The organism is Aeromicrobium sp. JJY06 (assembly GCF_044069275.1).
In the GTDB taxonomy this organism is placed as follows: domain Bacteria; phylum Actinomycetota; class Actinomycetes; order Propionibacteriales; family Nocardioidaceae; genus Aeromicrobium; species Aeromicrobium tamlense.
Genome location: NZ_JBIMRD010000001.1, coordinates 1,764,490 through 1,778,715, shown reverse-complemented (window position 1 = coordinate 1,778,715; position 14,226 = coordinate 1,764,490). Strand labels below are relative to the sequence as shown.

The following is a 14,226-nucleotide window of genomic DNA, read 5'->3' as shown; positions in this document are numbered from 1 at the left end:
GCACCGTGTACGTGCGCTTGCCCTTCTTCTGCTTCGCGATCGTGAAGGTCGCCTTCCCGTTCCGGACGTTCACCGTCTTGATCCGCTTGCCCTTGGCGTAGATCGACGCCTTGCCGTGGATCCTCGAGGTCGCCACGCCCGGCGCCTTGATCGCGATCGTCACCGTGGCCTTGCGCTTGCCGGGCTTCGCCTTCACCGCGAGCTTGCTCGACGTCTTGACCATCACGTAGGTCGACGCCAGCAGCGGGGCCTCGTGGCCCGCGCGACTCGCCGTCACGTGCACGAGGAGCTTCTGGTGCACGAGGCTGGGCGGCACCGTGAAGGTACGGCCGTGTCCGACGACCTCGTCCTGCTCGCCCTCCTGACCCACGGCGGACGACCGCCAGGTGTAGGTCGCTCCGGTCGCGGTCGGCACGTGGGAGCCGACGCGTGCGGTCAGCACCTTCCCCGGGGCGGCGACCCCGGTGATGGTCGGTCGCGCCGTGGCACGAAGCCGCGGCGCCGCCTGCAAGGTGATGTTCTTGTCCACGACCGAGCCCGCCGACACGTCGATGTCTGCCGCGGCGGCCAGGGTTGCCGCTCCGGAGGGCGTGCCGTTCCAGAACGCGCGAAGCGCGACGGGCGTCGCACCGAAGTAATCCCCGCAGTCGACCGGCTCGACGCAGTGCGGCTGGTAGAACTGCAGCCGGATCGCGTCGAAGTACCCCGGCACCGGCACGGTGTACGCGCCGCTCTGGGTGTCGAGGTCCACCCAGGGACCCAAGTAGAGACCGCGTACCGTACTGGAGCCGTACGTCCCGTACGTGCCGCCGAACCGCTCCCAGTGCCCGTCGAGCAGGCCCCACACCGCCGCGCGCAGGCCGGCCCGGCCCTCGCTGAGGTCGGGCCGGAGCTCGGCCCGGTCGAAGCCGGACGCGGTGACGACGCCGTCGACGGTGGGGTTGGGCGCCATCGCCAGATCGACGCCGGTCACCTTCGTCCCGTTCGCGATCGCGATCGACCGCGAGGGTGCGGCGGCATGCGTCAGATCGATGTTCAGCCTCGCTCGTACGTGGTAGGTCCCGGCGGACGGAACGCGCACCGTGTAGGCACCTCGGAGGTCGGCCTCGACCGCTCCCACCTCGCTCCAGCCGCCGGTCGCCGAACGGCGGTGCAGCGTCACGGTGGCAGGGGCAGGCCCGGTCACCGTGCCGGAGATCGTGCCCACTGCCGCCCGGCTCGACGCCTGGGCCGTGCCGGAGGGCGCGATGAGCAGGCTCGCGACGACGGCCAGCACCGCGACCACTGCGGCTCGGGTGGCGTTCTTCATCTCGGCTCTCCTCGTGTCAGCGGATGGCGATCTTGAGCGACTTCGCCGACGACGTGATGATCCGGTTGCCCGAATAGCGCACCGTGTACGTGCGCTTGCCCTTCTTCTGCTTCGCGATCGTGAAGGTCGCCTTCCCGTTCCGGACGTTCACCGTCTTGATCCGCTTGCCCTTGGCGTAGATCGACGCCTTGCCGTGGATCCGCGAGGTCGCCACGCCGGGCGCCTTGATCGCGATCGTCACCGTCGCCTTGCGCTTGCCGGGCTTCGCCTTCACCGCGAATCGGCTGCGGCTCTTCACGAGCAGATCCGCCGTCTGCACGAGCGGAGCTTCGAACCCGATCCGCGACGGCTCGACTTCAAGGGCGAGTCTTCTGCCGAGGTGCGCGGACGTGACCCGGAACGTCCGTCCCGTTGCGACGGTCGGGTACGAGTACGTGTACTCCCCGTTGTCGTACTCGCGGAGGGCCCATCGGTACGTCACGGAGGACGCTGCGGGAGCGTAGGTGCCGGGCTGTGCGGTGAGCACCTGTCCGGGCGAGGCCACGCCCGTGATCCGGGGACGGCTCGTGACGCGGATCTTCTCGGAGAGCCGCATCGTGATGTTCCGGTCGACCGCGGACCCGGTCCGCAGGTCGATGGGCTGGGCCTCGTCGATCGTGAGGGCGCCGCCCGGGGTGCCGTCCCAGAAGACCGTCTGGAGCTCCGCGGCCGGGGTGTCCGGTGCGGCAGCAGGATAGGGGATCCCGTAGTCCTCCAGGTAGCGGAGCTGCCGGACCTTCAGCCGGACGTCCTCGTACGCGACCTTGAAGGCGAGCGTGTACGAGCCGTCCGAGCGAATACCCAGCCCGTCGGCGCCGCCGCCGACGGTGCTCGTCTCGCTGACCTTCGTCCAGCGGCCGCCCACCCGCGCGTACGCCTGCACGACCAGGGGCTGCTCCATGCTGACGCCCGGGAACGAGTCGGGGCCTGCGTAGCCCTCCATGCTGACGGTGCCCGAGATCGTGGGCTCCGCGGCAGGGGCCGCGGAGGCGGTCGCCGCCGGCGCCATCATCAGGCCGGCGAGCAGCCCGAGGACCGCGAGAAGGACGGGTCGTGCGTGGTGCGTCATCAGTTTCCCCCTGAGGAAAGTCGGCGGCAGCGTGCCGCCCTCGCACCCTACGTCACACCGGTCTCCTCACGAGGGGAATGACGAAGGGGCCCACCTCGCGGTGGACCCCTTCATGCGACTCAGCCGCTGCTCAGGCCTTGGTGAGGGCGTTGCGCATGTCGCGGTAGAGGTGGCTGATGACGTCCAGCGGGATGCCCTTGGGGCACGCCGCGGCGCACTCGCCGATGTTGGTGCAGCCGCCGAAGCCCTCGTAGTCCATCTGCTCGACCATGCCGAGGACGCGCGAGTCACGCTCGGGCTGGCCCTGCGGCAGCAGGCCCAGGTGCGTGATCTTCGCGGCCGTGAACAGCATCGCCGAGCCGTTGGGGCACGCCGCGACACAGGCGCCGCAGCCGATGCAGGTGGCGGCCTCGAACGCGTGGTCCGCATCCTCCTTCGGCACGGGGATGTTGTTGGCCTCGGGCGCCGAGCCGGTGGGCGCGGTGATGTAGCCGCCGGCCTGGATGATGCGGTCGAACGCGCCACGGTCGACGACGAGGTCCTTGACGACCGGGAACGCCCCGGAGCGCCACGGCTCGATGTCGATGACGTCACCGTCGTGGAACGTGCGCATGTGCAGCTGACACGTCGTGGTGACCTCGGGACCGTGCGGGATGCCGTTGATCACGACGCCGCACGAGCCGCAGATGCCCTCGCGGCAGTCGGAGTCGAACGCCACCGGCTCCTGGCCCTCGAGCGTGAGCTGCTCGTTGAGGACGTCGAGCATCTCGAGGAACGACATGTCCTCGCTGACGTCGTCCAGGCCGTAGGTGACCATCTCACCCTTGGACTCGGCGTTCTTCTGACGCCAGATACGAACGGTGATCTTCACTTGTAGCTCCTGGCCTTCATCTCGACGTACTCGTACTCCAGCGGCTCCTTGTGCAGGACGGGCTGGTTGTCGGCGAACTCCCAGGCCGCCACGTAGGCGAACTGGTCGTCGTGGCGCAGGGCCTCGCCGTCCTCGGTCTGGCTCTCGGCGCGGAAGTGACCACCGCAGGACTCGTTGCGGTTCAGCGCGTCGATGCACATCAGCTCGCCGAGCTCGAAGAAGTCGGCCACGCGGTTGGCGCGCTCGAGCGTCTGGTTGAGCTCCTCGGCCTCGCCGGTGACCTTGACGTTGCTCCAGAACTCGGCCTTGAGGTCGCGGATCATCTGGATGGCCTTGATCAGGCCCTCCTCCGTGCGCTCCATGCCGCAGTAGTCCCACATGATCTGGCCGAGCTCCTTGTGGAAGGAGTCCACCGTGCGGGTGCCGTTGATGGAGAGCAGCTTCTCGACGCGCTCCTCGACCGCCTGGCGCGCCTCGACGACGCGCGGGTGGTCCTCGGGCACCGGCTCGTACGGCGCGTGCGACAGGTAGTTCGCCAGCGTGTACGGCAGCACGAAGTAGCCGTCGGCCAGGCCCTGCATCAGCGCCGAGGCGCCGAGGCGGTTGGCGCCGTGATCGGAGAAGTTCGCCTCACCCGCCACGAACAGACCCGTGAGGTTGCTCTGCAGGTCGTAGTCGACCCAGAGGCCGCCCATCGTGTAGTGCACGGCCGGGTAGATGCGCATCGGACGCGTGTACGGGTCCTCGCCGGTGATCCGGGCGTACATGTCGAAGAGGTTGCCGTACTTGGCCTCGACGGCCGGGCGGCCGAGTCGCTCGATCGCCTCGGCGAAGTCCAGGTAGACGCCCAGGCCGCCGGGGCCGACGCCCTTGCCGGCGTCGCACTGGTACTTCGCGGCGCGCGACGCGATGTCACGCGGCACCAGGTTGCCGAACGCGGGGTAGATCCGCTCGAGGTAGTAGTCGCGCTCGTCCTCGGGGATCTCCGCGGGGTGGCGGTCGTCGCCGGCCTTCTTCGGCACCCAGATGCGGCCGTCGTTGCGCAGCGACTCGCTCATCAGCGTGAGCTTGCTCTGGTAGTCGCCCGAGACGGGGATGCAGGTGGGGTGGATCTGCGTGTAGCAGGGGTTCGCGAAGTAGGCGCCCTTGCGGTGCGCGCGCCACGTGGCCGTGACGTTCGAGCCCATGGCGTTCGTCGAGAGGAAGAAGACGTTGCCGTAGCCGCCGGTGGCCAGCACGACCGCGTCGGCCAGGTGCGTCTCGACCTCGCCGGTGAGCATGTCGCGGACGATGATGCCGCGGGCGCGCTCGGTGCCGTCGGCGTCGGGGACCATGATCAGCTCGAGCATCTCGTGGCGGGTGAACATCTCCACCGTGCCGAGGCCGATCTGGCGCTCGAGGGCCTGGTAGGCGCCGATCAGCAACTGCTGGCCGGTCTGGCCGCGCGCGTAGAACGTACGCGACACCTGGACGCCGCCGAACGAGCGGTTGTCCAGCAGACCGCCGTACTCACGGGCGAACGGGACGCCCTGCGCGACGCACTGGTCGATGATGTTCACCGACACCTGCGCGAGGCGGTAGACGTTCGACTCGCGGGCGCGGAAGTCGCCGCCCTTGACCGTGTCGTAGAAGAGTCGGTAGATCGAGTCGCCGTCGTTGCGGTAGTTCTTCGCCGCGTTGATGCCGCCCTGGGCCGCGATGGAGTGCGCTCGACGGGGGCTGTCCTGGTAGCAGAACGACTTGACGTGGTAGCCGGCCTCGCCCAGCGTGGCCGCCGCGGAGGCGCCGGCCAGGCCGGTTCCCACGATGATCACGTTGAGCTTGCGGCGGTTGGCCGGGTTGACCAGGTTCATGTGCGCCCGGTGCTCGTCCCAGCGCTTCTCGATGGGGCCCGCCGGAGCGGCGGTGTCGCGGATCTCGTCGCCGACGACGTGAAAGTCCAAAGCCATGTTCGTGTCTCTCTCAGTCGACGAGCCCGAGCAGGATCGCCCAGGGCGGGATCAGGAAGCCGATGGTGATGACGCCCGCGATGATCCACGAGAGCGGAGTCAGGCGGGAGCCGGTGCGGGTGCCGCTGTGGTTGGCGCCGAGGGTGGTCAGAGCACTCCACACGCCGTGCCACAGGTGCAGGCCGACGGCCAGCAGCGCGATCGTGTAGGACAGCACGACCCACCAGATCTCGAAGCCGTTGACCACGCGGTCGTACGGGCTGTCGCTGGCGCCGCCCGGGTGGATCTGGTTCCCGGTCAGGTGCAGGAGGTGGTAGATCACGAACAGCAGGATCACGACGCCGCCCCACCGCAGGGTGAAGGAGGCGTAGCTGCGCTGGATGCCCCGGCTGCCGCGCGGCGAGTGGTAGCGCTTGCCACCGACGAAGCCCGCGGCCTTGCGGTTGCGGCGCCACAGGGTGACGGCGGCGTACGCGTGCCCGATGATCGAGCCGAGCAGCACGACGCGGATGATCCACAGGGCGCCGCTGTAGGGCAGGTAGGGCTCGCCCAGGGTGCGCAGGTGGTGCGAGTAGTCGTCGAACGCGCTCTGGCCGGCGAAGACCTTGAGGTTGCCGTACATGTGCAGGAGCAGGTAGCCGACCATGATCAGGCCGGTCACCGCCATCAGGAATTTCAGCGCCACCGTTGACCGCTGAGCGGGCAGGCGCGTCATCTGGGAAGTGGCCACGGCCACAGGTTAGGCGCGTTCCTCGATTCACGCGAAGTCGAAGTAAGGCGAACTTTCATAGACATCGGCTATGGTTGCCCCGTGCAATTGCGCCACCTCGCCTACTTCGTGGCCGTCGCCGACGAGCGCAGCTTCACCCGCGCCGCCGACACCCTCGGCATCTCGCAGCCCACCCTGTCGAAGCAGATCCAGGCCCTGGAGAACTCGCTCGGCACCCGGCTGCTCGTCCGCGACCGCGCCGGGATCGAGCTCACCAGCGCCGGCGAGGCCCTGCTCCCCCACGCGCAGCGCATCCTCATCGAGGCCGACAACGCCACGCGCTCGGTGCACGAGGTCGCCTCGCTCCAGCGCGGGCGCGTGCGGATGGGCGCGACGCCGTCGATGGTCGAGGGCCTGCTGGCCCCGGTACTCGGACGGTTCCGCGCCGAGCACCCCGCGATCGACCTCGAGGTCCACGAGGCCGGCTCGCGCGACCTCACCGCCGAGCTGTCCTCGGGCCGCATCGACCTGGCACTGCTGATCGTGCCGCTCGCGTCCCAGATCCCCGACCTCGAGACCTCGATCGTCTACACCGAGCGCCTCGTGCTGGCCAGTCCCGCCGACTCCGACATGCCCGAGGAGATGGACGTGGCCGATCTCGCCGGGCTGCCGCTCGTGATGTTCCGCGAGGGCTACGACCTGCGCGACGTCACGCTGCGCGCGTGCCAGGCCGCCGGGTTCGAGCCGCGGCTGTCGGTGGAGGGCGGCGAGATGGGCTCGGTGCTGCGGTTCGTCGAGTCCGGGCTCGGCCACGCCGTCGTGCCCGACATCGTCATGGGCACGCGCACCGGGCTGCGGCGCACGCGGCTGGAGAACCCACCGCTCTCGCGCAGCATCGCGGTGGCACACCGGCCGCTGGAGACCCTGCCGCTCGCGGCCCGAGCGTTCCGCGCCACCTTGGTGGAGGCGCTCGAGAGCTGACTCAGCCCAGCGGGAAGGTGGAGGTGGGCAGCCAGCCCTGCTCGGCGTCGTCGACGTAGAGGTGGAACGCGTCGACGTCGAACGAGCACCGGAAGTCGATGAGGTCGTGCAGGGCCTCGTCGAGCGCGGCGTCGGGCACGTTGTGCGCGATCGTCACGTGCGGGTGGAACGGGAACTCGGGCTCGGGCGCGCCGATCGCCTTGCGGACGCCCTCGGCGAGGGTCTCGATCTGGGCGATGCCCTCGCTCACGGCGATGAAGACGACGGGCGAGATCGGGCGGAAGGTACCGGTGCCGAGCAGGCTCACCGTGAACGGCTGGAAGACGTCGGCCAGCTCGGCCAGGTCGTGCGTCAGCGACTCGACGCCGCCCTCGTCCACCACGAGCGGCGGGGCCAGCGTGATGTGACTGGGGATCCGGTCGGCCATCTCGTCGCCGAAGGAGCGGCGCTTGTCGCGCAGCAGCTCCCCGTGGGGCTCCGGGATGGCGATCGAAACGCCGACGGTGATGGTCACGCCCGGCCGCCCAGCGGCTTCGTGAAGCCGGAGCGCTCGTAGACCAGGTCGAGCGTGGGCGCGGCGACCTCGCGGGCCCGGGCGGCGCCGGCGGCGAGGATGCGGTCGAGCTCGCCGCGGTCGTCGAGCAGCTCGCGGGTGCGGACGCCGAAGGTGCCGACCAGCTCGCCCACGATCTCGGCGAGGTCGACCTTCAGGTGGCCGTACTGCTTGCCCTCGTACGCCTTGACGATGTCGTCGATCGTGCGGCCGGTGAGCACGGAGTAGATGGTGAGCAGGTTCGAGACGCCGGGCTTGGCCTGGACGTCGTAGCGGATCTCGGTCTCGCTGTCGGTGACGGCGGACTTGATCTTCTTCGCGGCCTGCTTCGGGGTGTCGGTGAGGTCGACGACGCCCGTGTGGACGGGGTTCGACCCGCTCATCTTGCTCGTCGGCTCCTGCAGGTCGTAGATCTTCGCGGTCTCCTTGACGATGTACGCCTCGGGGACGGTGAAGGTCTCGCCGAAGCGGTGGTTGAACCGCTGCGCCAGGTTGCGCGTGAGCTCGACGTGCTGGCGCTGGTCCTCGCCCACCGGGACCTTGTCGGCCTGGTAGATCAGGATGTCGGCGGCCATGAGGATCGGGTAGGTGAACAGGCCCACGCTGGCGAACTCGGTGCCGGCCTTGGCGCTCTTGTCCTTGAACTGCGTCATCCGGCTGGCCTCGCCGAAGCCCGTGACGCCGTTGAGGATCCACGCCAGCTGGGCGTGCTCGGGCACGTGGCTCTGCACGAACAGGGCGCTGCGCTCGGGGTCGACGCCCGCCGCGAGCATCTGCGCCGCGGCCACGTAGGTGCGCTCGGCGAGCAGCTGCGGGTCGTAGTCGACCGTGATCGCGTGCATGTCGGGGATGAAGTAGAACGCCTCGAAGTCGTCCTGCAGCGCGACCCAGTTCATGAACGCGCCGATGTAGTTGCCGAGGTGGTACGAATCGGCCGTCGGCTGGGCGCCGGACAACGCACGGGGGAGGCGTGACATGGGGTCGATTCTGCCAGCCGTCCGATGAGTAGGGTGAACGGCGTGGACGACGTGCGCCGTTGGCAGGTTCCCGGACGGGTGAACCTGATCGGTGAGCACCTCGACCACAACGGCGGCGCCGCGCTGCCCATCGCGATCGACCGCTCACTGCTGGTGAAGGCCCGCCGGCGCGACGACGGGGTCGTCAACGTGTGGAGCCGCGGCGAGCGCGCGTCCCTGAACGTCGACGTCTCCCCCGGCGACGTCACGGGCTGGTCCGCGTACGTCGCGGGCGTCGTCTGGGCGCTGCGCTCCGCGGGCGTTCGGGTGTCCGGCGCCGACCTCGTGCTCGAGTCCACGCTGCCGGTCGGCGCGGGGCTCTCGTCGTCCGCGGCGCTGACGTGCGGAGTGGCGCTCGCGCTCGACGACCTGGCCGGGGCCGGGCGCTCACGCGAGGAGCTCGCGCTCGTCGCCCAGCGGGCCGAGAACGACTTCGTCGGCGCGCCCACCGGTCTGATGGACCAGTACGCGGTGCTGTTCGCGCAGGACGGGCACGCGGTGCACCTCGACTTCTCGGCCTCGCCTCCCGCCGCCGAGGCCGTGCCGGCGGACTGGTCCGACGACGGGCTCGTGCTGGCCGTGATCGACACCGGCGCGCACCACGAGCTGGCGGGCGGCGAGTACGCCGAGCGGCGGCGCGAATGTGCCGAGGCCGCGGCCGCGGCGGGCGTCGACTCGCTCGCCGCGATCAAGCTCGACGGCCTGCTCTCGCTGACGGACGACACGCTGAAGGCCCGCGCCCGGCACGTGCTCACCGAGACCACGCGCGTCCGCGGCGCCGTCACGGCCCTGCGCCGGCGCGACTGGGCCCAGTTCGGCGCGATGCTGACCTCGTCGCACGAGTCCCTGCGCGACGACTTCGCCGTATCGTGCGAGGAGCTCGACGTCGCGGTCGACTGCGCGCTCGCCTCGGACGCCCTCGGCGCCCGCATGACCGGCGGCGGCTTCGGCGGCAGCGCGATCGCCCTCCTCCGCCCCGACCAGGTCGACCCCCTCCGTGCCCGCACCGAGGCCGCCTTCGCCGCCCGCTCCTGGGCTCCCCCGCACGTCTTCACCGTCCGCCCCTCCCCCGCCGCCGCCCGGGTGGACCGCGGGGACGAACGATGAGGCATTGGGGTACCTGAGCGGGGCGCAATGCATCATCGTTCGTCTTCCACAGGCGCGAGACCGACCGCGCGGGCGTCCACAGCCAACCGCTGACCTCTGGTCGGGCGTTCCCGCGGGCGCGACGGTCGGCCCATGCTCGACGTCCTCAGCACCGCCCGCGCTATCGCCTTCCACGGCCGATCCGTCGTCCGACAGCGCCTCCGCTCCGGCACGTGGCAGCAGCCGATGCGCGGGGTGGTGGTCACGCACAACGGTCCGCTGACCCCCGATCAGCTGGAGCGCGCGTGGCTCGCCGCCAGTCCCGCGGGCAGTGCGCTCGCCGGGCTCACGGCGGCTCGCCGCGGGGGACTGCGCGGCTTCGACCCCGAGCGCGTGTCGATCGTCCTGCCGGAGGGAGGCCGGCGACCACCGGGAGACCTCGAGCTGCACTGGAGCACGCAGCTCGGCCCCGACGACGTCCCGCCGAACGAGCCGCGGCGCACCAGCCTCGAGCGCAGCATCGTCGACGCGGCCAGCTGGGCGGCCACGCCGCGGCGGGCGAGAGCGCTGGTGATCGCCGCGTTCCAGCAGCGACTGACGAGCGTCCGTCGGATGCGCGAGGTGCTGGACCGGCGCGGCAACTGCAAGCGCAAGGCGCTGATCATCCAGTCGGTGCTCGACGCACGCGGCGGGATCCAGTCCCTCCCCGAGCGCGACTTCGACGGGCTTCGGAAGGCCGCGCGGTTGCCGAAGCCCACGCGCCAGGAACGCGCGAAGGGCAAGGACGGGCGGTACTACCTCGACGTCTGGTGGGCGCAGTTCAACCTCGCCGTCGAGATCCACGGGATCCCGCACCTCGCCGTCGAGCAGTGGAGCGACGACCTGCACCGGTCGAACGAGCTCGTCATCGACGGCCGCCGCGTGCTCGCGTTCTCGTCGTTCTCGATCCGCCACGAGCCCGACCGCGTCATCGACCAGCTGCTCCGGGCCACCCGCGCCACCGCCTGAGGACGAACGATGATGCATTGCGCCCCGCTTCGGTACCCCAATGCCTCATCGTCGTCCCAGCCGTGGGCCGAATGCCTCATCCTTTGTCCCCCGGGCCCCCGATACGCTGAGCCGGTGACGCGGATTGCCTACCAGGGAGAGCCGGGCTCGAACTCGCACCTGGTCATCGACCTCCACCATCCCGATGCCGAGCCGGTGCCGTGCGCCTCGTTCGAGGACGCGTTCGCCGCGGTCAGCTCGGGCAGCTGCGACCTGGCGATGATCCCGATCGACAACTCCCTCGCGGGGCGTGTCGCGGACATCCACCACTTCCTGCCCACGAGCGACCTGCACATCGTGGGCGAGCACTTCCTGCCGATCCGGTTCTCGCTCATGGGCACGCCTGGCACGACGCTCGAGACGATCAAGACGGTCCACTCGCACGTGCACGCCCTCGGTCAGTGCCGCCGCATCATCCGCGAGCACGGTTGGACCCCGCTGATCTCCGGCGACACCGCCGGCGCCGCGCGCGAGATCGCCGAGGCGAACGACGTCACCGCCGCGGCCATCGCGCCGCCGCTCGCCGCCGGGATCTACGGCCTCGACGTGCTCGCGTCCGACATCGAGGACGAGCAGCACAACACCACGCGCTTCGTGCTGCTGTCGCGCGAGGACCGTCGCGCGCCTGCCGGCAACGGCCCTGTCGTCACGAGCTTCATCTTCAACGTCCGCAACCTGCCCGCGGCGCTCTACAAGGCGCTCGGCGGCTTCGCGACCAACGGCATCAACATGACCAAGCTGGAGAGCTACATGGTCGGCGGCGAGTTCACCGCCACGATGTTCCTCGCCGAGGTCGACGGTCACCCCGACGACCCGGGCCTGGCCCGCGCCCTGGAGGAGCTGCGCTTCTTCACCACCGAGATCAAGGTGCTGGGCGTCTACCCGGCCGACCCCTTCCGCGCCGAGCACCGATGACCGGGCCGGGCTGGCCGCTCAACGTCCCCGTCCTCAGCGACGGGATGGTCACGCTGCGTGCCCACACCCCGGCCGACATCGACCGCGCGCTGGAGATGGCGCACGACCCCGACATGATCCGCTGGACCGCGATCCCCACCCCGCACTCGCGCGCGATGAGCGAGCAGTTCGCGCTCGAGGTCATCCCGAAGGGCTGGAACGAGGGCACGGCCATGGGCTGGGCCGTCGAGTTCGAGGGCCGCTACGCGGGCAACGTCGACGTCCGCGGCAAGGAGGCGCTCGCCGACGTCGGCTACGCGCTGCACCCCGACTGCCGGGGCCAGGGCGTCATGACCGCCGCGGTCCGGCTCGCCGTCGACCACGCGTTCGTCGAGGCCGGCAAGGAGGTCGTCCAGTGGTCGGCCCACGTCGGCAACATCGGCAGCCTGCGGGTCGCGCACGCCTGCGGGTTCCGGCTCCACGGCACCGAGCCCGACCGGCTGATCGAGCGCGGCCGCATCCTCGACGCCTGGACCGGATCGATCCGCTTCGGCGACGCGCCGATGCCGCGCACGCGCTGGCTCGAGTCCACGCTCGAGACCGAGCGGCTGCGGCTGCGTCCCCTCCGCGAGACCGACGTCCCGCGCATCGTCGAGGCGTGCAGCGACCCCTCCACGCGGCACTTCCTGTCGAACCTCCCCGATCCGTACGGCCCGGCCGAGGGACGCTCCTACGTCCACGACTCGTGGTGGCACGCCGCCACGGGCGACCGCGAGACCTGGGCGATCGCCGCACGGGACGACGACCGGCTGCTCGGCACGGTCTCGGTCATGGGACTCACCGGACCGACCCCCGGCACCGGCGAGATCGGCTACTGGATGCACCCCGACGCCCGAGCGAGCGGCCTCATGACCGAGGCCGTCCGGGCCGTCGTCGACCACGCGCTTGACGCGGACGGGCTCGACCTCGCGCGGCTGGCGATCGTGGCCGCCGAGGGCAACACGGCCAGCCTGCGGGTCGCGGAGTCGCTCGGCTTCGCGCGCTACGGCACCGAGCACGGAACCGCGCGCCTCGGCGACGGTGGAGTCACCGACCACCACCTCTTCGAGCGGATGCGCGCGCAGTAGTCGGTGCCCGGGCGTACATTCCCCGGGTGAGCGAAACGACCGCCGAGCGCGTCCTGCCGGCCAACCCGTGGCCGGCCCTGTGGGCCATGGTCATCGGCTTCTTCATGATCCTGGTCGACTCCACGATCGTGTCGGTGGCGACACCGGCCATCCGCGACGACCTGGCCACCGACTACAACTCGGTCATCTGGGTCACCAGCGCGTACCTGCTGGCCTATGCCGTGCCGCTGCTGATCACCGGACGCCTGGGCGACAGGTTCGGCCCGAAGAACGTCTACCTGACAGGCCTGGCCGTCTTCACCCTGTCCTCGCTGTGGTGCGGCCTGACCGACTCGGTCGAGTGGCTGATCATCGCGCGCGTCGTGCAGGGCCTCGGCGCCTCGATGATGACGCCGCAGACGATGGCGGTCATCACCCGCACCTTCCCGCCGGCCAACCGCGGCCGCGCGATGGCACTGTGGGGCGCCACGGCCGGCGTCGCCACCCTGGTCGGGCCCGTCCTCGGCGGCGTGCTGGTCGACAACGCCGGCTGGGAGTGGATCTTCATCATCAACGTGCCGGTGGGCATCGTCGGCTTCGCGCTCGCGTGGCGGCTGGTTCCGGCGCTGGAGACCCACAGCCACCAGTTCGACTGGGTCGGCGTCGTGCTCAGCGCCATCGCGATGTTCCTCATCGTCTTCGGCATCCAGGAGGGCGAGAAGTACGACTGGGGCCAGATCGAGGGCCTGCTCTCGGTGCCGCTGCTCATCGCCGCCGGCCTGGTGGTCCTCGCGGTGTTCGTGGCCTGGCAGGCCCGCAACCGGCGCGAGCCGCTCGTCCCGCTGAGCCTCTTCCGCGACCGGAACTTCTCGGTGTCCACCCTGGGCATCTCGGCCGTCTCGTTCTCGGTCACCGCGATGGCGTTCCCGTTCATGCTCTGGACCCAGACCGTGCTGGGCTTCGACGCCACACAGGCCGGTCTGCTGTTCGTCCCGATGGCCGTGGTCACCGCCGCGATGGCGCCGGTGGTGGGCCGCATGAGCGACCGGATGCACCCGCGCTGGCTGGCCTCGGTGGGCTTCGCCTCATCCTCGGTCGCGATCGTCGGCACGACCCTGGTGATGGCACCGGACACCCCGGTCTGGCAGCTGCTCGTGCTCAACGCGCTGCTCGGCTTCGGCAACGCGTTCCTGTGGGCGCCGCTGGCCTCCACCGCCACCCGCAACCTGCCGATGTCCTCGGCGGGTGCCGGCGCGGGCGTCTACAACACCACGCGCCAGGTCGGCGCCGTGCTCGGCTCGGCCGCGATCGCCGCGGCGATCTCCGCACGACTGGCCCACCACCTGCCGCAGGCCACGGGCTCGGCGGCCGAGGGCACCGGCACGAGCAGCCTGCCCGACGCGCTCGCAGGCCCGTTCACCGACGCCATGGCCGAGGCACTGCTCGTGCCCGCGCTGGCGTTCCTCGTGGGTCTCGTCGTGGCGTGGACGTCAGAACGACGCGAGCGCCTCGTTGAAGGTCGTGCTGGGACGCATGATCTTCGCGGCCTTCTCCGGGTCGGGCTGGTAGTAGCCGCCCAGATCGGCCGGCTGGCCCT

Annotated in this window: 13 protein-coding genes and 1 pseudogene; 6 read left to right on the top strand and 8 right to left on the bottom strand. The window is 70.5% G+C overall.

Translation table 11 applies throughout. The features are described 5' to 3' along the window. From ACGWYL_RS08675 to ACGWYL_RS08655, 5 genes are all read right to left on the bottom strand, one after another. A partial coding sequence (locus ACGWYL_RS08675) for a hypothetical protein (protein WP_395486961.1) occupies positions 1-1,309 on the bottom strand: 1,309 nt, incomplete at its 3' end. A gap of 16 nt (positions 1,310-1,325) precedes the next feature. Then, positions 1,326-2,417 (bottom strand): hypothetical protein, encoded by a 1,092-nt coding sequence (locus ACGWYL_RS08670; RefSeq protein ID WP_395486960.1) that lies wholly within the window; start codon positions 2,415-2,417, stop codon positions 1,326-1,328. Positions 2,418-2,547: 130 nt separating this feature from the next. Beyond that, complete coding sequence (locus ACGWYL_RS08665; RefSeq protein WP_179426296.1) at positions 2,548-3,288, bottom strand: succinate dehydrogenase/fumarate reductase iron-sulfur subunit; 741 nt, start codon at positions 3,286-3,288, stop codon at positions 2,548-2,550. Next, positions 3,285-5,237: a fumarate reductase/succinate dehydrogenase flavoprotein subunit gene (locus tag ACGWYL_RS08660; RefSeq protein WP_179426298.1), complete on the bottom strand. Its 1,953-nt coding sequence runs from the start codon at positions 5,235-5,237 to the stop codon at positions 3,285-3,287. Before ACGWYL_RS08660 ends, ACGWYL_RS08665 begins: the two co-directional genes overlap by 4 nt. Positions 5,238-5,250: 13 nt before the next feature. Then, positions 5,251-5,922, bottom strand: a complete 672-nt coding sequence (locus ACGWYL_RS08655; RefSeq protein ID WP_325064614.1) for a succinate dehydrogenase cytochrome b subunit — start codon at positions 5,920-5,922, stop codon at positions 5,251-5,253. 126 nt (positions 5,923-6,048) lie between these two features. Between ACGWYL_RS08655 and ACGWYL_RS08650 the strand changes: the two genes are divergently transcribed. After that, positions 6,049-6,927 carry a LysR family transcriptional regulator gene (locus ACGWYL_RS08650; protein WP_179426300.1) on the top strand — a complete coding sequence of 293 codons (879 nt, stop codon included), beginning with the start codon at positions 6,049-6,051 and terminating at the stop codon, positions 6,925-6,927. A 1-nt stretch (position 6,928) separates the two neighbouring features. On the opposite strand, the gene ACGWYL_RS08645 is transcribed toward ACGWYL_RS08650, so the two are convergent. Further along, on the bottom strand, positions 6,929-7,441 hold the full coding sequence (locus ACGWYL_RS08645) for a 2'-5' RNA ligase family protein (RefSeq protein ID WP_269305393.1): 513 nt from the start codon (positions 7,439-7,441) through the stop codon (positions 6,929-6,931). Then, complete coding sequence (gene trpS, locus ACGWYL_RS08640; RefSeq protein WP_395486959.1) at positions 7,438-8,457, bottom strand: tryptophan--tRNA ligase; 1,020 nt, start codon at positions 8,455-8,457, stop codon at positions 7,438-7,440. Before trpS ends, ACGWYL_RS08645 begins: the two co-directional genes overlap by 4 nt. A gap of 42 nt (positions 8,458-8,499) precedes the next feature. Between trpS and galK the strand changes: the two genes are divergently transcribed. The 5 genes and pseudogenes from galK to ACGWYL_RS08615 all read left to right on the top strand — a co-directional run. Beyond that, positions 8,500-9,603 carry a galactokinase gene (gene galK, locus ACGWYL_RS08635; protein WP_395486958.1) on the top strand — a complete coding sequence of 368 codons (1,104 nt, stop codon included), beginning with the start codon at positions 8,500-8,502 and terminating at the stop codon, positions 9,601-9,603. A gap of 132 nt (positions 9,604-9,735) precedes the next feature. Further along, positions 9,736-10,590 carry a DUF559 domain-containing protein gene (locus ACGWYL_RS08630; protein ID WP_395486957.1) on the top strand — a complete coding sequence of 285 codons (855 nt, stop codon included), beginning with the start codon at positions 9,736-9,738 and terminating at the stop codon, positions 10,588-10,590. A gap of 123 nt (positions 10,591-10,713) precedes the next feature. Beyond that, positions 10,714-11,544 (top strand): prephenate dehydratase, encoded by an 831-nt coding sequence (locus ACGWYL_RS08625; protein ID WP_269307020.1) that lies wholly within the window; start codon positions 10,714-10,716, stop codon positions 11,542-11,544. Continuing rightward, a complete protein-coding gene (locus ACGWYL_RS08620; protein ID WP_395486956.1) occupies positions 11,541-12,650 on the top strand; it encodes a GNAT family N-acetyltransferase in 1,110 nt (369 codons plus the stop codon). The genes ACGWYL_RS08625 and ACGWYL_RS08620 overlap by 4 nt, the downstream gene beginning before the upstream one ends. Positions 12,651-12,736: 86 nt before the next feature. After that, positions 12,737-13,933: pseudogene (locus ACGWYL_RS08615) on the top strand (DHA2 family efflux MFS transporter permease subunit); the annotation flags it as partial. 186 nt (positions 13,934-14,119) lie between these two features. On the opposite strand, the gene ACGWYL_RS08610 reads toward ACGWYL_RS08615, so the two are convergent. Then, positions 14,120-14,209 carry an NADP-dependent isocitrate dehydrogenase gene (locus tag ACGWYL_RS08610; RefSeq protein WP_395487243.1) on the bottom strand — a complete coding sequence of 30 codons (90 nt, stop codon included), beginning with the start codon at positions 14,207-14,209 and terminating at the stop codon, positions 14,120-14,122. Between the last annotated feature and the right edge of the window lie 17 nt (positions 14,210-14,226).